26 protein-coding genes are annotated in these 18889 nt (G+C 40.1%); 15 read left to right on the top strand and 11 right to left on the bottom strand.

All coding sequences use genetic code 11. The features are described 5' to 3' along the window. Nucleotides 1-30 precede the first annotated feature (30 nt). From R3E32_28330 to R3E32_28320, 3 genes are all read right to left on the bottom strand, one after another. On the bottom strand, nucleotides 31-222 hold the full coding sequence (locus tag R3E32_28330) for a hypothetical protein (GenBank protein ID MEZ4888666.1): 192 nt from the start codon (nucleotides 220-222) through the stop codon (nucleotides 31-33). 395 nt (nucleotides 223-617) lie between these two features. Beyond that, nucleotides 618-1892: a group II intron reverse transcriptase/maturase gene (gene ltrA / locus R3E32_28325; protein ID MEZ4888665.1), complete on the bottom strand. Its 1275-nt coding sequence runs from the start codon at nucleotides 1890-1892 to the stop codon at nucleotides 618-620. A 44-nt stretch (nucleotides 1893-1936) separates the two neighbouring features. After that, nucleotides 1937-2164 (bottom strand): hypothetical protein, encoded by a 228-nt coding sequence (locus tag R3E32_28320; GenBank protein MEZ4888664.1) that lies wholly within the window; start codon nucleotides 2162-2164, stop codon nucleotides 1937-1939. Nucleotides 2165-2206: 42 nt separating this feature from the next. Between R3E32_28320 and R3E32_28315 the strand changes: the two genes are divergently transcribed. From R3E32_28315 to R3E32_28305, 3 genes are all read left to right on the top strand, one after another. Continuing rightward, the gene (locus R3E32_28315) at nucleotides 2207-2374 is read left to right on the top strand and encodes a hypothetical protein (GenBank protein MEZ4888663.1); all 168 of its coding nucleotides are present in this window, start codon (nucleotides 2207-2209) and stop codon (nucleotides 2372-2374) included. 197 nt (nucleotides 2375-2571) lie between these two features. Next, nucleotides 2572-3972 (top strand): DUF262 domain-containing protein, encoded by a 1401-nt coding sequence (locus R3E32_28310; GenBank protein ID MEZ4888662.1) that lies wholly within the window; start codon nucleotides 2572-2574, stop codon nucleotides 3970-3972. Next, nucleotides 3959-4759, top strand: coding sequence for a hypothetical protein (locus R3E32_28305; protein ID MEZ4888661.1), 801 nt, complete (start codon nucleotides 3959-3961; stop codon nucleotides 4757-4759). The genes R3E32_28310 and R3E32_28305 overlap by 14 nt, the downstream gene beginning before the upstream one ends. A gap of 302 nt (nucleotides 4760-5061) precedes the next feature. On the opposite strand, the gene R3E32_28300 is transcribed toward R3E32_28305, so the two are convergent. Beyond that, nucleotides 5062-5190 carry a hypothetical protein gene (locus R3E32_28300; protein MEZ4888660.1) on the bottom strand — a complete coding sequence of 43 codons (129 nt, stop codon included), beginning with the start codon at nucleotides 5188-5190 and terminating at the stop codon, nucleotides 5062-5064. Nucleotides 5191-5641: 451 nt separating this feature from the next. Here R3E32_28300 and R3E32_28295 point away from each other — a divergent pair, with 451 nt between their 5' ends. After that, nucleotides 5642-6100 carry a hypothetical protein gene (locus R3E32_28295; protein ID MEZ4888659.1) on the top strand — a complete coding sequence of 153 codons (459 nt, stop codon included), beginning with the start codon at nucleotides 5642-5644 and terminating at the stop codon, nucleotides 6098-6100. A 196-nt stretch (nucleotides 6101-6296) separates the two neighbouring features. Here the strand turns inward: R3E32_28295 and R3E32_28290 are convergent, their stop codons facing one another. After that, on the bottom strand, nucleotides 6297-6488 hold the full coding sequence (locus R3E32_28290) for a hypothetical protein (protein MEZ4888658.1): 192 nt from the start codon (nucleotides 6486-6488) through the stop codon (nucleotides 6297-6299). A gap of 521 nt (nucleotides 6489-7009) precedes the next feature. Between R3E32_28290 and R3E32_28285 the strand changes: the two genes are divergently transcribed. Then, the gene (locus R3E32_28285; protein MEZ4888657.1) at nucleotides 7010-7876 is read left to right on the top strand and encodes a hypothetical protein; all 867 of its coding nucleotides are present in this window, start codon (nucleotides 7010-7012) and stop codon (nucleotides 7874-7876) included. A gap of 725 nt (nucleotides 7877-8601) precedes the next feature. Next, nucleotides 8602-9057 (top strand): hypothetical protein, encoded by a 456-nt coding sequence (locus R3E32_28280; protein MEZ4888656.1) that lies wholly within the window; start codon nucleotides 8602-8604, stop codon nucleotides 9055-9057. 208 nt (nucleotides 9058-9265) lie between these two features. On the opposite strand, the gene R3E32_28275 is transcribed toward R3E32_28280, so the two are convergent. Further along, nucleotides 9266-9457, bottom strand: a complete 192-nt coding sequence (locus R3E32_28275; protein ID MEZ4888655.1) for a hypothetical protein — start codon at nucleotides 9455-9457, stop codon at nucleotides 9266-9268. A 42-nt stretch (nucleotides 9458-9499) separates the two neighbouring features. On the opposite strand from R3E32_28275, the gene R3E32_28270 reads away from it, so the two are divergent. Continuing rightward, on the top strand, nucleotides 9500-9736 hold the full coding sequence (locus R3E32_28270) for a hypothetical protein (GenBank protein MEZ4888654.1): 237 nt from the start codon (nucleotides 9500-9502) through the stop codon (nucleotides 9734-9736). A 185-nt stretch (nucleotides 9737-9921) separates the two neighbouring features. Here R3E32_28270 and R3E32_28265 read toward each other — a convergent pair whose 3' ends face one another. Genes R3E32_28265 through R3E32_28250 form a run of 4 tightly spaced genes read right to left on the bottom strand, consistent with a single transcriptional unit; the run spans nucleotide 9922 to nucleotide 11467 of the window. Then, nucleotides 9922-10056, bottom strand: a complete 135-nt coding sequence (locus R3E32_28265) for a hypothetical protein (GenBank protein MEZ4888653.1) — start codon at nucleotides 10054-10056, stop codon at nucleotides 9922-9924. Next, entirely contained in the window at nucleotides 10053-10268 is a 216-nt protein-coding gene (locus R3E32_28260) for a group II intron maturase-specific domain-containing protein (GenBank protein MEZ4888652.1), read from the bottom strand. Before R3E32_28260 ends, R3E32_28265 begins: the two co-directional genes overlap by 4 nt. 37 nt (nucleotides 10269-10305) lie before the next feature. Further along, the gene (locus tag R3E32_28255) at nucleotides 10306-11196 is read right to left on the bottom strand and encodes a reverse transcriptase domain-containing protein (protein ID MEZ4888651.1); all 891 of its coding nucleotides are present in this window, start codon (nucleotides 11194-11196) and stop codon (nucleotides 10306-10308) included. A 40-nt stretch (nucleotides 11197-11236) separates the two neighbouring features. Then, the gene (locus R3E32_28250; protein MEZ4888650.1) at nucleotides 11237-11467 is read right to left on the bottom strand and encodes a hypothetical protein; all 231 of its coding nucleotides are present in this window, start codon (nucleotides 11465-11467) and stop codon (nucleotides 11237-11239) included. Between the two features lie 543 nt (nucleotides 11468-12010). Here R3E32_28250 and R3E32_28245 point away from each other — a divergent pair. The 8 genes from R3E32_28245 to R3E32_28210 all read left to right on the top strand — a co-directional run bounded on the left by R3E32_28245 (nucleotide 12011) and on the right by R3E32_28210 (nucleotide 16956). Beyond that, a complete protein-coding gene (locus tag R3E32_28245; GenBank protein MEZ4888649.1) occupies nucleotides 12011-12877 on the top strand; it encodes a tyrosine-type recombinase/integrase in 867 nt (288 codons plus the stop codon). Continuing rightward, entirely contained in the window at nucleotides 12817-14151 is a 1335-nt protein-coding gene (locus R3E32_28240) for a transposase (protein MEZ4888648.1), read from the top strand. The genes R3E32_28245 and R3E32_28240 overlap by 61 nt, the downstream gene beginning before the upstream one ends. Nucleotides 14152-14476: 325 nt before the next feature. Continuing rightward, nucleotides 14477-14800, top strand: coding sequence for a metalloregulator ArsR/SmtB family transcription factor (locus R3E32_28235; protein MEZ4888647.1), 324 nt, complete (start codon nucleotides 14477-14479; stop codon nucleotides 14798-14800). Between the two features lie 4 nt (nucleotides 14801-14804). Further along, entirely contained in the window at nucleotides 14805-15272 is a 468-nt protein-coding gene (locus R3E32_28230; protein MEZ4888646.1) for an SRPBCC domain-containing protein, read from the top strand. A gap of 2 nt (nucleotides 15273-15274) precedes the next feature. Beyond that, a complete protein-coding gene (locus tag R3E32_28225) occupies nucleotides 15275-15649 on the top strand; it encodes a DoxX family protein (GenBank protein ID MEZ4888645.1) in 375 nt (124 codons plus the stop codon). A 16-nt stretch (nucleotides 15650-15665) separates the two neighbouring features. Further along, on the top strand, nucleotides 15666-16241 hold the full coding sequence (locus tag R3E32_28220; GenBank protein ID MEZ4888644.1) for a YdeI family protein: 576 nt from the start codon (nucleotides 15666-15668) through the stop codon (nucleotides 16239-16241). 317 nt (nucleotides 16242-16558) lie between these two features. Continuing rightward, nucleotides 16559-16681, top strand: coding sequence for a hypothetical protein (locus tag R3E32_28215; GenBank protein ID MEZ4888643.1), 123 nt, complete (start codon nucleotides 16559-16561; stop codon nucleotides 16679-16681). Between the two features lie 11 nt (nucleotides 16682-16692). Continuing rightward, nucleotides 16693-16956: a hypothetical protein gene (locus tag R3E32_28210; GenBank protein ID MEZ4888642.1), complete on the top strand. Its 264-nt coding sequence runs from the start codon at nucleotides 16693-16695 to the stop codon at nucleotides 16954-16956. Nucleotides 16957-17299: 343 nt separating this feature from the next. Here R3E32_28210 and R3E32_28205 read toward each other — a convergent pair whose 3' ends face one another. After that, nucleotides 17300-18820 carry a tachylectin-related carbohydrate-binding protein gene (locus R3E32_28205; protein ID MEZ4888641.1) on the bottom strand — a complete coding sequence of 507 codons (1521 nt, stop codon included), beginning with the start codon at nucleotides 18818-18820 and terminating at the stop codon, nucleotides 17300-17302. Between the last annotated feature and the right edge of the window lie 69 nt (nucleotides 18821-18889).

Genomic DNA, 18889 nt, shown 5'->3' with positions numbered 1-18889 from the left:
TTTTACAGCAATGGATGACAACATAGCTCCCTATCCAATTTCCAAAAGGGTAAGATTCAGTCCTTCGCCATGAGCAATCAATGCTCGGCTACTATGACCTCTGCTGACTTCTGCAATTGCCACCTTGCTTGTTACCAAGCGGTGTTTGCTCTTCGGCTGATGCGTTGCCTCCGTCTTTACAATTACAGACCTCCCTCGGTAAGGTAAATATCCTTCGGTCAATCCCTGCTGAATCTACTGTATAGGTACTCATTGCTTCCGCAACGTTTTTTGGGCGTTAGTATGATGTGCTACCTTACCCGACCTATACAGCCTCGTATCCAGTTTCTGTTCGTCAGTACCAACCTTTGCAGTCCTGCTTACTTCAGTGCATGGGTCGCCCCAAACCACCTTGCAGCTTGCTAACAGTTCGAGTCGTCACACCCGCCTGTAAGAGACTTTCACTCTCTGGACATTTTGCTTTCACTTCACAAAATCAAACGATTATTTAGGCAATAAGCTAAATCTTCGTTATATTTACCATTCAAGGCGCAATCGAGTAGGTAGCCCGTAAGCGGCTTGCCTACGGGAGTACCTCTCACACCACCGTACATACGGGTCTCGTATACGGCGGTTCATCATTGATGCTTAATCCGATGGTAGTAGTCCAATAGACTTTCATATCCCCTGCTTTCCAAACGTTTGAGGGTAATCGTTGTGCCAAGAATAGGGCTTTGGGCGATTCGCCATCCGCCCATTCTTGAACGGCTCCAAGCATATGCCATGTCGGGTTTGACTCCCAATCGTATCAAGTTTTTACGCTTGCGGTCGGGTTTCTTCCAATCGTGCCATATACAGTATCTCAAACGGTTTCGCAGCCATTCATCCATCTTCTTCAGCTTGCTGTGAATAGATGCCATTTTGAAGTAATTCAGCCAGCCTTTCATCGACCGTTTGATTTCGGTAATCCGTTTATCAAAACTCATAGGAAGCGTCTTTTGGGTCAGTCGTTTTAGCTTTTGCTTAAAAGTTTGCCAAGATTTCTTCTTCACTACAAATTGATATTTGCCTTTCTCTCCTTTTTGATAGGTTGGAACAAATCCATATCCCAATATCTTGAAGGTCGTAGGGCGACGAATCCCGCTTTTCTCTCGGTTGATGGGTAGGCATAGCTTGTCTCGTAGAAATACATAGATGTTGTTTCCCACTCGACGAGCTGCTTTCTTGCTTCGCAAGTAGATACTGAAATCATCGGCATACCGTACATAACGGTGTCCTCTTTCCTCCAATACTTTATCTAACTCGTTGAGCAGAATATTGGCGAGTAAAGGACTGAGGGGTGAGCCTTGCGGAACGCCTTTTCTCCGTTTGTGTAGTTTGCCTTTGATTAGTATGGGGCTGCGTAGGAATGTGCGGATTAACTTTAGGGTTAATCGACATTTTACCTTTTCATAAATCAATTGCATCAATCTATCGTGGGGTACTTCATCGAAAAAGGATTTCAAGTCTATATCCACAATGTCTTGGTAGCCTTCGTTGATATATGAAAGGCTTTGTTGCAGTGCGTCTTGTGCGCTGCGGTGGGGACGGAATCCGTAACTGTGTGGCTGGAAGTCTCGCTCAAATATGGGGCTTAACACTTGGTGGAGTGCTTGTTGTATCACCCTATCTGTGACTGTGGGAATACCGAGTAATCGGGTTTTACCCTTGCCTTTAGGGATGAATACGCCCTTGATTGGAGCGGCTTGATATTTTCCTGCTCTTATTTGCTCGATATAGGTGCTGCCATATTGGAGGAGATGCTCTTTGAGGTTTTCAACACTCATTTTATCTACTCCTGCTCCACCCTTATTGCGATATACGTGCAGATAAGCTCGGTTCAGATTCTGTTTGCTTACGATGATGTCTATCATTTGATTCCATCGGTTTAGGTTGTCTCGCTTAGTCAAAGGCTATGTTACGATTGGGAAACTACCCATAGCATCGCTGCACTCCTTTGTCCATTAAAGACCAATGATGTTCTGTCCTTCATCTGGCTATCAAGTGCCTGATTACTATGACTTCTGCTGACTTCTGCAATTGCCACCTTGCTTGTTACCAAGCGGTGTTTGCTCTTCGGCTGATGCGTTGCCTCCGTCTTTACAATTGCAGACCTCCCTCGGTAAGGTAAATATCCTTCGGTCAATCCCTGCTGAATCTACTGTATAAGTACAGCATCAAATAATTGATGTTTAGGGCGTTAGTATGCGTGGCTACCTTACCCGACCTATACAGCCTCTTATCCAGTTTCTGTTCGTCAGTACCGACCTTTGCAGTCCTGCTTACTTCAGTGCATCCCTCACGAGAAACCACCTTGCAGCTTGCTAACAGTTCGAGTCGTCACACCCGCCTGTAAGAGACTTTCACTCTCTGGACATTTTGCTTTCTCTTCACAAAATCAAACGATTCTTTAGGCAATAAGCTAAATCTTCGTTATATTTACCATTCAAGGCGCACCACAATGCATACCTGCCCATAGCCAGCAAAAGCTGGCTACGTCAGGTATGCGGGACGTTCCAGCCAATTAGAAAAAAAACAAAAAAAAGAAACCATATGGCATTTAATCCAAAACAAGAATATCTAATAGTTGAAGACAAAATTAGATTAAAAGATTTTCATGATTACAAAGATTATTATATCACAAGACCGCCTTATCAAAGAAAAGCTGTTTGGAGTGTAAAAAAACAACAAGCTCTAATTGATAGTATTTTTAGAAGATACTATGTTCCTAAATTGGTAATTCGAGAAGTTAGGTTAAGTGAAGAAAAAACTATTAATGAAATAATTGATGGTCAGCAACGAATTACTTCAATTCAAAATTTTTTCAATAATAAATTTAAACTACCAAAATCATTGGGAGATATTCATAAAGATTTGCCAGGTAAATTATTTAAAGATTTATCTCCTGAATTTAGAATGTTCATTGACAAAAATCTAAATATAAGTGGAGATGTAATAAAGAATATTGAGGACCCAAAAAATCCTGCTCATCAAAAAACTGCGACAGAAATATTTTGGAGATTACAGCAAGGAGAAAGTTTGAATTTCATGGAGATTGCTCATGCTCAATTGTCTTCAACTGCAAGAAATTTTGTGGTCAAGTACAGCGATGATATAACTTTCGATTTTGAAAACTATATTCCAATTGATTCAAATAAAAATAAACATAACTTTTTCAAAATTATCGACAGGAAAAACGATAGAATGCAACATCTCGCTTTAATGACAAGATTTTTAATTTTGGAAGAAGCAGATAATTATGTTGATGTAAGAGATTCATCGATTTTTGAATTTATAGATAAGTATATTGAGGAAGATGGAATAGGAAATGAAAGCTTTGAAAATACTGAGACAGCGAAAAGCTGTATTCGAAATCTAAATTTACTTTATGATATTTTTGGAAATGATACCATGTTAGACAAAAACAATGGAATCAAGGAGTTAAGCCGTGAATACGTGATTATGTCTGTTTATTTTTTAGTTCGACATTTAAAGAAATACTACGTAGTTGACGAGAAAGAAAAAGAAACGATTAAAGAATTCTTTTACCACTTCTATCAACGTTGGAGTAATCAAGACGGTAACGATTTAGACATTATGCAATTCAGTAATAATCGACAACAAAGTGCTAATAATATTAGGGAAAGAGATATTGTATTTAGACAATTGTTCTTTGATTATGTTCGAGAGAACAATCTTCAATTAATTACAAAGGATGGAAGAAGAATGTTTAATGAATCTGAAAGAATAAAAATTTATAGAAGAGACAAAGGGCTTTGCCAAAAATGTCTAAAAGAAGAAAAAAATGAAAAAGAAGCACAAGTAAGTTGGAGTGAATATCAAGCTGACCATATTTTTCCTCATGCAAAAGGAGGATTGACAGATATTGAAAATGGTCAAGTTCTTTGTAGATATCATAATGCTCAAAAAGGAGCAAGAATTGAAACTGAATAAAAAAGAAAACTGGCTGGAACAATGTGTAGCCGTCAATAGCTGGCAGCGGCTAAACGCGCAGGCAAACGCGACCGCCAGCTACTGCGGCTACACTCACGTTAGCCTTCATCAAAAAAGAAAAAAACAGGAAATGAAAACCTTTATCGCCGAAATAATTCCAAAAATCCAAGAATATTCAGAAAAATTGGATAATCTTACAATGTTAGCAAATCAGCATTGGGTGGTCTTTGATGATATAGATTCAGAAAAAAATGTCTACATTTTCCGTTCAAACAATCAATTGCTAATTTCGAAGAATGGGAAAGTAGAAAAAGGTAAATGGGAAAACATTGGCAATAATTCTATATTAATAGACCTGAAAAATGAAAGTTATCTATTTAAACATGGATTTTTTGATAGAAATATATTAGCACTAAAATTAGACGGAAAAAATGAATACGCTTTTTTGATAAATGAAAATAAACATTCAGGCGAATTAAACTCGTTAAATAAAATAACTGAATTTCTACGTCAAAATTATCTTGATAAACCATTACCGCGTGAAATTAAAAAATCAGGTAATTTTAAATCTACTAAAGGTGATATAAAAGTCATTGAACTTCCAATGACTAAATTTGAAACAGAAAACGGTATTCTTTATATTGAGGGGGCTGCATCATATATGGACGGAAGAAAGGTATATAAAAACTTAGAAAAAGAGCCAGCCTCTGAGGGAAAATATAAAGTTGGTTTTATGTGGTATATACATATCAAAAACGGAAAAGTCTTTAAAACAACTATACTTTAAAAAAATAAGACGAAAGGCTAATCGAGTAGGTAGCCCGTAAGCGGCTTGCCTAAAGTACCTCTCACACCACCGTACATACGGGTCTCGTATACGGCGGTTTCCTACCCATCTCCGATGATGCTCTTTTCACCATCACCAGCTATTTTGTACTTTAACATAGGGCTACTATCTGTCTATGCTTTTACAGCAATGGATGACAACATAGCTCCTATCCAATTTCCAAAAGGGTAAGATTCAGTCCTTCGCCATGAGCAATCAATACTCGGCTACTATGACCTCTGCTGACTTCTGTAACTACCACCTTACTTGTTACCAAGTAGTGTTTTCTCTTCGGCTGATGCATTGCTTCCGTCTCCATAGTTACAGACCTCCCTCGGTAAGGTAAATATCCTTCGGTCAATCCCTGCTGAATCTACTGTATAGGTACTCATTGCTTACGCAACGTTTTGGGCGTTAGTATGATGTGCTACCTTACCCGACCTATACAGCCTCGTATCCTACCGCTTTGCTCTTCTCTTCGACAAAGACATATCTATGTCTTTGGTTTCTTTCAGAAACTCTTCTTCGTTCACTATTCGTCAGTACCGACCTTTGCAGTCCTGCTTACTTCAGTGCTTGGGTCGCCCCAAACCACCTTGCAGCTTGCTAACAGTTCGAGTCGTCACACCCGCCTGTAAGAGACTTTCACTCTCTGGACATTTTGCTTTCACTTCACAAAATCAAACGATTATTTAGGCAATAAGCTAAATCTTCGTTATATTTACCATTCAAGGCGCACCACAATGCATCTATGTCCATTGCCAGCAAAAGCTGGCAACGCCATTTACACAAAACCGTTAGCATCAATTAAAAAAGAAAACCCGCTTTCAAGAACAAATAACAATGGAAGATAAACACGAAATATCGTCAATTGAAGAGGTTAAGTCTTTTATGCAAAAAATTCAACCTGAATTGGAAAAATTACTTAAGATGTTTTACGAATTGAAGAAAAACGTAGATGATAAAAATGAAATAAATGAGTTACTCGTCGATTTAGAAAATCAATTCAACTATTTGACTGAAACTACAAAAAAATATAAATCTTCAAATAAGCATATTTTAAATTTTCTAAATTCAATTGTCGATTTTGCAAAAAAAGATGAGATTAGAACAGGAAGTATGATAAGTAGAAAAGTAAGCACGGATTTCTTTGAATTAATGCGAGCAACCAAAAAAGGTTTTGAATATGGATATTGGGGAAAGATGAACAAAAGATTACAACAACTCTATTTGAGAATATATTCATATTATAGTAAATGCACATACGAATTGATAAAAACGCAAATAGAAAATAAAAACTGATGCTAATCGAGTAGGTAGCCCGTAAGCGGCTTGCCTACGGAGTACCTCTCACACCACCGTACATACGGGTCTCGTATACGGCGGTTTCCTACCCATCTCCGATGATGCTCTTTTCACCATCACCAGCTATTTTGTACTTTAACATAGGGCTACTATCTGTCTATGCTTTTACAGCAATGGATGACAACATAGCTCCCTATCCAATTTCCAAAAGGGTAAGATTCAGTCCTTCGCCATGAGCAATCAATACTCGGCTACTATGACCTCTGCTGACTTCTGCAATTGCCACCTTGCTTGTTACCAAGCGGTGTTTGCTCTTAGGCTGATGCGTTGCCTCCGTCTTTACAATTACAGACCTCCCTCGGTAAGGTAAATATCCTTTGGTCAATCCCTGCTGAATCTACTGTATAGGTACTCATTGCTTCCGCAACGTTTTGGGCGTTAGTATGATGTGCTACCTTACCCGACCTATACAGCCTCGTATCCTACCGCTTTGCTCTTCTCTTCGACAAAGACATATCTATGTCTTTGGTTTCTTTCAGAAACTCTTCTTCGTTCACTATTCGTCAGTACCGACCTTTGCAGTCCTGCTTACTTCAGTGCATGGGTCGCCCCAAACCACCTTGCAGCTTGCTAACAGTTCGAGTCGTCACACCCGCCTGTAAGAGACTTTCACTCTCTGGACATTTTGCTTTCACTTCACAAAATCAAACGATTATTTAGGCAATAAGCTAAATCTTCGTTATATTTACCATTCAAGGCGCACACACTGTGTACATGCAATAGCACACACTATTGCTGGTCCACAGTTACTTACATTTTTAAAGGTACGTACCTTAGCAGCGAGCTTTCGCTACACGTAGTCGTGGGTGCGACTGCGTGTACACTCGCTCCGTTGGCGGTAATTAAATGAAAAAAACAATCATCATACCACTGATACTAATGCTACTCGGATTCAAATGCAATGAGTCAGAGAAAGCAATTAATCAAACCACCACGGTTGAAGAAGAAACATTGGTAGGTGAAGATAGGAAAGTGGATGAAGTGAATCTCGATGAACGATTCAGCATGATTTCTACCTTTCCTGAAATTGCAGATACATCTGAATTTATCAGAGAAATGATTGACTTCTTTGAAATAGAAGTAGATTTTCAAGAAAAGGACGAACTGAGTGGAAGAATCAATGAATACAAAAAAATAAAAATCAATGGCTCAGAGAATAGCTTTGTCATTTTAGAATATGAATATAAGGGAGGTGCAATGGCTACTTTTCCTTGGAGATACCAAATATTAATGTCAGAAGATGGAAAACCAATCGAAACATTTTCTGGCTTAAGATATGAACTGATTGAAATCATACCGAATGAAAATCCCTTTCTTTTGATTTTAAAAGTGTCTTCAAGAGGAAACGGTGGACATGAAATTTATAAGGTAGTAGATGGAAAGTTGGAGAATGTCTATGAAGGATATTATGATTATGATTTGAGAACATACGACAATCACCAAGACCTTGCAGTTTATGAACCAGAGGAATTGACGATAAAAATCAAGGATGATAATGGGGATGGTTTTAATGATTTAATATTTGAAGGGAAGTTAATTTATCTCATGGCAAAATCTCCGAAAGGGTTTTGGTATGATGTAGATGAAATTAATGGAAAAACAATTGAATATTCCATTGAAAATCCTTGGAAAAAAAGCTCAATTAAATTTGTATTTCTCTTCGATGAGAAAACTGGACTTTGTGGCAAAGGAGAATTATCACGAAAAATATGAATTAGAAGTAAAATGAAAAGAAAACTACTGCCAATCGAGTAGGTAGCCCGTAAGCGGCTTGCCTACGGGAGTACCTCTCACACCACCGTACATACGGGTCTCGTATACGGCGGTTTCCTACCCTTCTCCGATGATGCTCTTTTCACCATCACCAGCTATTTTGTACTTTAACATAGGGCTACTATCTGTCTATGCTTTTACAGCAATGGATGACAACATAGCTCCCTATCCAATTTCCAAAAGGGTAAGATTCAGTCCTTCGCCATGCTTTGCAGTCCTGCTTACTTCAGTGCATGGGTCGCCCCAAACCACCTCCGATTATTCATCGGAGTATTCTACTGTGCAGCTTGCTAACAGTTCGAGTCGTCACACCCACCTGTAAGAGACTTTCACTCTCTGGACATTTTGCTTTCACTTCACAAAATCAAACGATTATTTAGGCAATAAGCTAAATCTTCGTTATATTTACCATTCAAGGCGCACCACAAAGCATGGCTGTCCTTAGCGGGCAAAAGCTGGCTATGCCGTTTAGCCGAAACCGATCTGCAATTCTATAAAAAAAAGATCAATCAGAATTTTAGTTTAAAACAAGTGACATAATTGTAAGGAATAGAAAAGCATTTATCGAAAAAATAACAAGAAACCCAAAAGAAAATTACTTAAATTACTTTAAAATATCTTGCATAAAAGAACATAAATAATTATTAATTAAATCAATAAAAAAAATGAAATTTAAACATTTACTCATTATTATAACAACTGTTATTTTTACAAATAATATTCATGCCCAAGAAATAACCATGTTCCCAGGTTTTTGGAGCACCAAATATTATCAAGATGATTCACAAATATCAAAACAGCAAGTAGAATCATTAATGCTCAAAGATTCAGAAGCAAATCAACTGTGGCAAAAATCGAAACAACATATGACCATAGGATGGATAGCCTTTGGTGCTGAAGTTGGTTTTTTATTCTGGCAACTCAACAAAGCAAGTAATAATGAAAGTCAAACTGTACCATTAATAGGGGTTTTAGGATCAGCTGGAGTTGCAACTGGATTTAGTTTATCTGCGAATAATTTAAAGAAAAAATCGATATTAAAATACAATAGTAACGCTGATACAGGAAGTCTAAATTTTGGACCCACTTATAACGGTTTGGGGCTTGTCTTAAGTTTTTAAAACAAAAAAACAGATAATCGAGTAGGTAGCCCGTAAGCGGCTTGCCTACGGGAGTACCTCTCACACCACCGTACATACGGGTCTCGTATACGGCGGTTTCCTACCCTTCTCCGATGATGCTCTTTTCACCATCACCAGCTATTTTGTACTTTAACATAGGGCTACTATCTGTCTATGCTTTTACAGCAATGGATGACAACATAGCTCCCTATCGAATTTCCAAAAGGGTAAGATTCAGTCCTTCACCATGAGCAATCAATACTCGGCTACTATGACCTCTGCTGACTTCTGCAATTGCCACCTTGCTTGTTACCAAGCGGTGTTTGCTCTTAGGCTGATGCGTTGCCTCCGTCTTTACAATTACAGACCTCCCTCGGTAAGGTAAATATCCTTTGGTCAATCCCTGCTGAATCTACTGCATAAGTACAGCATCAAATAATTGATGTTTAGGGCGTTAGTATGCGTGGCTACCTTACCCGACCTATACAGCCTCGTATCCTACCGCTTTGCTCTTCTCTTCGACAAAGACATATCTATGTCTTTGGTTTCTTTCAGAAACTCTTCTTCGTTCACTATTCGTCAGTACCGACCTTTGCAGTCCTGCTTACTTCCAGTGCATCCCTCACGAGAAACCACCTTGCAGCTTGCTAACAGTTCGAGTCGTCACACCCGCCTGTAAGAGACTTTTCACTCTCTGGACATTTTGCTTTCTCTTCACAAAATCAAACGATTATTTAGGCAATAAGCTAAATCTTCGTTATATTTACCAGTCAAGGCGCAATCGAGTAGGTAGCCCGTAAGCGGCTTGCCTACGGGAGTACCTCTCACACCACCGTACATACGGGTCTCGTATACGGCGGTTCATCATTGATGCTTAATCCGATGGTAGTAGTCCAATAGACTTTCATATCCCCTGCTTTCCAAACGTTTGAGGGTAATCGTTGTGCCAAGAATAGGGCTTTGGGCGATTCGCCATCCGCCCATTCTTGAACGGCTCAAGCATATGCCATGTCGGGTTTGACTCCCAATCGTATCAAGTTTTTACGCTTGCGGTCGGGTTTCTTCCAATCGTGCCATATACAGTATCTCAAACGGTTTCGCAGCCATTCATCCATCTTCTTCAGCTTGCTGTGAATAGATGCCATTTTGAAGTAATTCAGCCAGCCTTTCATCGACCGTTTGATTTCGGTAATCCGTTTATCAAAACTCATAGGAAGCGTCTTTTGGGTCAGTCGTTTTAGCTTTTGCTTAAAAGTTTGCCAAGATTTCTTCTTCACTACAAATTGATATTTGCCTTTCTCTCCTTTTTGATAGGTTGGAACAAATCCATATCCCAATATCTTGAAGGTCGTAGGGCGACGAATCCCGCTTTTCTCTCGGTTGATGGGTAGGCATAGCTTGTCTCGTAGAAATACATAGATGTTGTTTCCCACTCGACGAGCCTGCTTTCTTGCTTCGCAAGTAGATACTGAAATCATCGGCATACCGTACATAACGGTGTCCTCTTTCCTCCAATACTTTATCTAACTCGTTGAGCAGAATATTGGCGAGTAAAGGACTGAGGGGTGAGCCTTGCGGAACGCCTTTTCTCCGTTTGTGTAGTTTGCCTTTGATTAGTATGGGGCTGCGTAGGAATGTGCGGATTAACTTTAGGGTTAATCGACATTTTACCTTTTCATAAATCAATTGCATCAATCTATCGTGGGGTACTTCATCGAAAAAGGATTTCAAGTCTATATCCACAATGTCTTGGTAGCCTTCGTTGATATATGAAAGGCTTTGTTGCAGTGCGTCTTGTGCGCTGCGGTGGGGACGGAATCCGTAACTGTGTGGCTGGAAGTCTCGCTCAAATATGGGGCTTAACACTTGGTGGAGTGCTTGTTGTATCACCCTATCGGTGACTGTGGGAATACCGAGTAATCGGGTTTTACCCTTGCCTTTGGGGATGAATACGCCCTTGATTGGAGCGGCTTGATATTTTCCTGCTCTTATTTGCTCGATATAGGTGCTGCCATATTGGAGGAGATGCTCTTTGAGGTTTTCAACACTCATTTTATCTACTCCTGCTCCACCCTTATTGCGATATACGTGCAGATAAGCTCGGTTCAGATTCTGTTTGCTTACGATGATGTCTATCATTTTGATTCCATCGGTTTAGGTTGTCTCGCTTAGTCAAAGGCTATGTTACGATTGGGAAACTACCCATAGCATCGCTGCACCTTTGTCCATTAAAGACCAATGATGTTCTGTCCTTCATCTGGCTATCAAGTGCCTGATTACTATGACTTCTGCTGACTTCTGCAATTGCCACCTTGCTTGTTACCAAGCGGTGTTTGCTCTTCGGCTGATGCGTTGCCTCCGTCTTTACAATTGCAGACCTCCCTCGGTAAGGTAAATATCCTTCGGTCAATCCCTGCTGAATCTACTGTATAAGTACAGCATCAAATAATTGATGTTTAGGGCGTTAGTATGCGTGGCTACCTTACCCGACCTATACAGCCTCTTATCCAGTTTCTGTTCGTCAGTACCGACCTTTGCAGTCCTGCTTACTTCCAGTGCTTGGGTCGCCCCAAACCACCTTGCAGCTTGCTAACAGTTCGAGTCGTCACACCCGCCTGTAAGAGACTTTCACTCTCTGGACATTTTGCTTTCTCTTCACAAAATCAAACGATTCTTTAGGCAATAAGCTAAATCTTCGTTATATTTACCATTCAAGGCGCACCACACTGTGTACACTCAATAGCACCCACTATTGCTGGTCCACAGTCACTTACATTTTTAAAGGTACGTACCTTAGCAGCGAGCTTTCGCTACACGTAGTCGTGGGTGCGACTGCGTGTACACTCGCTCCGTTGAACAAAATCTAAATACATAAATCATTAAAGATGTTTTAATTACGTGATTTTTTTACGCTATTTTTGCATTATTAAATAACACCAAAATAGTGCAAAAAATGAAAAGCATCAGCGAAGAACTCCAATCCTTAGACGACCACTTAAAACTCAAAAACTACAGCGTAGCCACCCGAAAATCCTACGGTTGCGCCCTCAAACAATTCCTCCATTGGCGCATCAAACAAGGTTTTCTCACTCCATTAGACCAAAGCCAAGCCCGCAGATACATCCTATATCGCTACGACCAAGACTTGAAGTGGCAAACCATCAACGGCGACTACTCCGCCCTGCTCCATTATTACAGAGATGTCAAAAAACTCTCTTGGGATGTCGAACACATACCCCGCCCCCGAAAAGAACGCCAACTACCCCGAATCATCTCCAAACAAGCCGTTGAAAAAATGATTTCCCATGCCCCCAACCTCAAACACCAAGCCTTCCTCTGCCTACTCTACGGCACAGGCATCCGGCTATCCGAAGCCCTCAACCTCAAAATCACCGACATAGACGGCCAACGTAAACAAATCTTTATCAGAGGAAAAGGCGCAAAAGACCGCTATGTCGACCTCCCCGAATGCCTCCTACTCCTACTTCGACACTACTATAAAATGTACCGCCCCATCACCTACCTCTTCAACGGAGCAGTCCGAGGCGAACAACTCGCCCACCGTTCCGCCCAACACCTCATCCAGCAAATCCGCAAAGCAGCCAACATTCAAAAAACTGTCAGTCCACACACCTTTCGCCACTGTTACGCCACCCACCACCTTGAAAATGGCACAGATTTGTTGTACCTTCAAAAACAATTAGGACACAAACAGCTCAAAACAACCGCCCGATACATCCACTTAGTCAAAACCTACTCATGGCGCATTCACCATCCCATTGCCACCCTTCAAATAAGCTACCACAACAGAATAGCATAGGAGAAATATTCCGCAAATATGGAGAAGCCTATATCACTCAATATCAACCCAATCAAAGAGCCATCCAACTCATACGCAACATCCGAAAATGCCGCACTCCCTACATGGGAGCAATACTAATTCAATGCAAAAGTTGTGGCGAATCCAAACGAATTTACAAATCCTGTGGAGACAGCAAATGCCCCATCTGTCAGAGCATTAAAAGAATGAAAAGCCAAGACAAAATTAGCAGTCGCATGTTGAACGTACCCTATATCCATGCGACTTTTACCCTTCCCCATGAATTAAACCCATTGCTGCGAAACAACCCCAAAATCCTCTATGGCTTGCTCTACCAAAGTGCCTGGAAAACCATCCAAAAAGTATGTGCAGAACCCTGCAATGTCGGAGCACTCCCAGGCATGATAGCCATCCTACACACATGGGGAGCAGACATGAAATACCACGTTCACCTACATACACTTATCACCTTTGGAGGCTTAGACAAACAAAACAATTGGCAACACCCCAAACGAAAAAACAAGCTCGCCAGATACCGACAAATCAACCGAACATTTAGAGATACTTACCTCAAAGGCATTCAAAAACTCCTTCAAAAAGAAGCACTCACACAAGTGCCAATGATGAAAGAAATACTCGCCGAAGTAGCAAAGAAAAACTGGGTAGTAAACAATGGACTTCCCCAAGTCAATACCCAAAACATAGAAGAATACCTCAGCCGATACATCAACAAAATAGCCGTTAGCAATTCCTCCCTCACCTTCAACCAAGCCAAAGAACAAGTAGAATTAATCCACAACGACTACCGCAATCAAATTGCAGGACAAGCAGCCCCCAAAAAAATCAAAACTTTTGACCCCCTCAATTTCATCCATCAATTCCTACAACACCTCCCACCCCGACACTTTCAGCGACTGCGATACTATGGCTTACATGCCTCTGCCAAACAAACAAAAATCAAAGACCAAATCCCCCAAAAGCTCAAAAGAAATGGCGCAACAGTTCGCACAACCCTGCAAATCATACGAGCCTTATTAGGCATAGAACTTTCAGCCTGTGAGCAATGTGGAGCAGTCGAATTCGAAAAAAGCATCGAAAAACCCGACCACGAATGGTTGGCTAAAAACATCAGAAACTTCAATCCAAGAGCCTCACCCAAAAAACACGACATAAGAAAATCTTGCTCCAATAACCCATTGAAGAAAAGCCCTATTCGTGGTGCCAATGGAAAAGTAGCACCCCAAAAACACCAAACAGCCTCACAAACCACTTGATAAAACTCTATTTATCCAGTCCTTACCTCCAATTCTAAAAATAAAGCAATTTCTACATACATTTTTTTGCCCCAAAACAAAATTTAGCTATATTTACGAAGTATAAAAGGCAGTCCGAGTTTAGAGCCTTTCCCCTATACTCCAATTTCGTTCAACTGAAATGTCTGCGCTTTGAAAGTTGATTGATTATACTAAACTTGGAGAAGCGCAGACATTCCTTTGAGTTGGCGGTAATAAAAAAAATAAAAACGCTCCGAAAAAAGAAGTTTAAAAATTTGTGCAACCAAATAACTGCATTTATATTTGCAGTCAAATAACTGCACAAATGAAATTAAGACGAGACGTATTTCAAGCCATAGCTGACCCTACCCGAAGGGCAATAATTACTTTGGTTGCTGTTAATACAATGACACCAACAGCGATTGCCGAAAATTTTGATTCATCACGGCAGACCATATCAAAACACATTCAAATCCTTACCGAATGTGAAATTCTCCTGCAAGAGCAAAAAGGTAGAGAAATTTATTATCATCTAAATCCAAGCGGAATGAAAGATATAGCTGATTTTATTGAACCATTCAGAAAGTTTTGGGACGATAGGTTTAACAAAATTGAATCCGTGATGAAAAAACACCAATCAAAAAAATAGACTAATGGAGCAGAAAACAAATGTTTTTGCCAAAGAGGGCAAACAAGAAATTTTAATCACAAGAGAATTTGATTTGCCTTTGGAATTGCTGTTTGAAGCCTATGTAAGAGCTGAAATAGTGGAACAATGGATGAATACAAAAGTGCTGAAATTGGAAAGTAAGAAACATGGTAGTTATGAATTTGAAACCACCGACCCAAAAGGAAATAAGCACCGATTTAACGGAGTGATTCACGAATGTATTCCAAATCATAAAATCATACGAACTTTTGAAATGGAGAATATGCCTTTTGGTGTCCAACTTGAAATTTATGAATTCGAAAAACTGAGCGAAGAAAAGAGCAAACTAAAACAGCAGATAATTTATCAATCTGTTGAACACAGAAACCAGAACTTAAAATTGCCATTCAAGCAAGGAATCAATTGGGCGCACAATCGTCTCCAAAATGTTGCAAACAATCAAAATAATTGAAAATGACAAAAAGAAATAAAATAATCTATTGGGTGGCTACTATTTGGCTTGCTCTCGGTATGACTTCTACCGCAATTGTCCAATTGATAAAAATGGATGAAGAAGTGGCAAACTTTACAAAGTTGGGTTACCCACTTTATCTGATGACTATAATTGGCATTTGGAAAATTTTAGGTGTCGTTGCCGTCTTAATACCAAAATTTCCATTGATAAAAGAATGGGCTTATGCAGGGTTCTTTTTTACAATGTCGGGGGCAATCATTTCTCATTTAGCAATTGGGGATGAAGCAAGCACTTTATTTGGTCCTGCATTGTTGCTCGCCCTTACAGTAGCTTCTTGGTATTTTAGACCAGACACTAAAAAGTTAATTTCGTAACTAAATAAAATTCAGAATGGAGAAAGTTGATAAATTTATTGAAAAGCAAAAAAGGTGGAAAGAGGAATCTAAATTATTAAGGAAAATCTGTTTAGAGTGTGGTCTTGAAGAAGATTTTAAATGGATGCACCCTTGTTACACTTTTCAAGGAAAAAATATTGTGCTGATTCACGGATTCAAGGAATATTGTGCACTTCTTTTTCATAAAGGAGCATTGCTAAAAGATACAAATAACATTCTGATTCAACAGACAGAGAATGTGCAAGCTGCTCGTCAGATTCGATTTACCAACAAAAAAGAAATTGTTGATTTAGAAGAGATAATTAAAGTGTATATTTATGAAGCGGTTGAAGTGGAAAAAGCAGGTGTAGAAGTACAAATGAAAAAGACTTCTGAATTTAATATGCCTGATGAATTTAAAAAAGCATTAGAAAATGACCACGAATTAGAATCTGCTTTCCAAGCTCTAACACCAGGAAGACAAAGAGGCTATCTTTTGTATTTTTCCCAAGCAAAGCAATCAAAAACCCGTGCATTAAGAATAGAAAAATACATTCCTAAAATCTTTGAAGGTAAAGGATTAAATGATTGATAAAGAGTAGGTTAAAAAGAATACTGCCGCCAACAAAGGCTAAAATGTGTGCGACAAGAAGTCGCTCAAAATATAGTCATACAATCACTTACGAACAAACAGGACAAGTAGAAAGTGAACGTTATGACCTTTTATACCACTAAAAGTTTCTTAGGTCGATGTGCGTCATTGGCAACGATGAGGTGCAAAGCTCGACTGACAATGTGGCTGGCGGGAAAGCGTGAGCAAGTACCAACAAACCGTTAATACCCTGCGGTTTAGCTGCTAAGAACAGAGTACAGTTCTGATTAACAAATGCTTCACCAAAATGAACGCAGGTGAGGTTAGATGTGCGTGAGTCGTATGCGGTGAAAGTCGCTTTGCCTGCTCCGCATTTCAATCGGAGTACGGTTCTTAGGGAGGAACGGGGCAGTGATGCTCCTGACCTACCCGAGTCGTAAGCGGTTTGCCTATGGGAATACCTCTCACACCATTTCCGATTACACTTCGTTTCTTCGGAGCAGGCAAGCGTACGGGTCTCGTACTCGGCGGTTCGTTATTGATGCCTAATGCGGTGATAGAAGTTCGCCAAAATTCGCAACCTCTTTTCTCCAACCGTTTGAGGGTGATAGTCGTGCAAAGTATTAGGCTTTGGACAATACGCCATCCCCCCATTCTTGACCTACTCCAAGTTTATGCCATGTCAGGTTCGACCCCCAACCTTATCATTTCTTAAGCTTGTGGTCGGGTTTCTTCCAACCATACAATATATTTTTATTAAGTTGAATCATAGCCATCAAGTTTAGTAATTAACATAAGCATTAAGCCCTGAACAAGAACAAATAATAAAAAGGAAGCTTTCTTATAGTTCATGTGTATAGTGTGCTTCTTTTTTATTAAAACTTCCTGTTGAATGTTGTATGAGAAACAAGCAAACCTTAGCTTGATGGCTATGATTAAGTTGAATTAAGAACGCTTTCATCGAGGTCATAATTGGATGAATAAACAACGTTTGGTCTTGAATCCCAAAAATTCTCCTTTTACTATACCTCCATTTTCTGCGCTGATAGCCTTTTACTCTAATCTTTGACTTTACCAAATCTACTAATCGTAGTGGAAGGCCCTTTTCGTATGTGAGCATCAGTAGGAACGGAAAGATCCACACGAACTGTATAGTCATACCAACTGCCCATTCCAATAGCTTTGACTCCTTTCCAACCAGTTCCAACTTGATTACCCGTACCAGAACCCCATGATGCCGTACCATTCAGAACTCCTAAGTGCCTGTAGTAGTAGAGGTTTCCGTTGTCTTTGTTGACCAAGTAAATATTTCCATCTCCTGTCGAAAATACTTGTCTGGCTGATAACCAACCGTTTCCTATCTTGTTATTGAAGCCACCCAACCAAGTGCTTGCTCCATTGTCTAAGCCTGTGTGTCGGTACCAAGCCAAATCACCGTTCTCCTTGATGCCATAAAAAACGCCATTTCCGCCCGAAAAAATTGCTTTGAAGACATTCCAGCCATTTCCAATTTTAGTTCCACTCTTGGGATGCCAAGAAGCCTTTCCAGTTTTGTAGCCCAAGTGTTTGTACCAAAACAAATCGCCATTTTCTTTGAGCAAATAAATCACTCCTTTACCGCCCGAAAAAACTGCTTTGGTGTCACCTGCCCATCCATTGCCGACTTTGCTTGCAGAAGCCAATGCCCAGTTGAAACTGCCTGTGTGATAGCCATTGTGACCATACCACATCAAATCACCACTTGGAGTGACTCCGTATAAATACCCATTGCCATCATTGAATAGAAATTTAAAATTCCACCCACTGCCTACCTTTGTGCCTGTATTGGCACTCCATTCAAATTTGCCAGTTCCATAACCCGTATGTTTGTACCAAAGCAAACTGTTATCCGTAGAAGTCGCATAGATAATGGGTTCGGTGATGTAGCCAGGACCGCCATACAATTGCCTAACACCTGCGATGTCTTTTTCACTCAACATGCCATCGTTGTTCCATGCGGGGCTACAATAATTCATAATAGATTCAGCATCATAAGGTGTTATCCACCAGTCGCCGTTTGTGCCTTGAGCATCTTTTTGACATTCAAGAGGAGCATCTGTACGGTTTTGTTCGTGCGCAAAACCCAAAGCATGACCAAACTCATGTACTGCAATGAGTTCGATACAGTCTCTTCTCATTGCAGGGTTCGTTGTAGCATCGTTACATTCCCAATTGTTGAAAGTGAAATTTAGTTCCATTCCATTCATCATTCCGTCCAATGCGCTCCCAAGTGCATTGACATGAGGATGTGAATCAATGATAAGAATTCTCACTCCTCGGCTGTTCGCATTGCAGTTGCCCCAGCCTGTAGTTCTAAATTCTGACTCCCGTTCCCATGTTCGGGCTACGGCATCTCTCACCCAAGTTCGTTCTTGCATATTGCCATTATTGGCATTTTCCCAGCAGACTTCACAGGTTTTATTGGGCCAAACTCCGCCAGACAATGCGCTTAATCCTTGTTGAGATTGACCTATGCGTTGGGCAAATATTGAAGTGGAGAACAATAGGGTGATTGCTAAACATAAAACAAAATTTTTCATGATTAATTGAGGTTTAAGGTTTAATATTGGTTTTTAAAAGCCTTGCAATTTTAACCTTATCCCTTTTCA

The organism is Chitinophagales bacterium, assembly GCA_041392475.1.
Classification (GTDB): Bacteria; Bacteroidota; Bacteroidia; order Chitinophagales; family UBA2359; genus JAUHXA01.
This window is presented reverse-complemented; position numbering and strand designations above follow the sequence as displayed.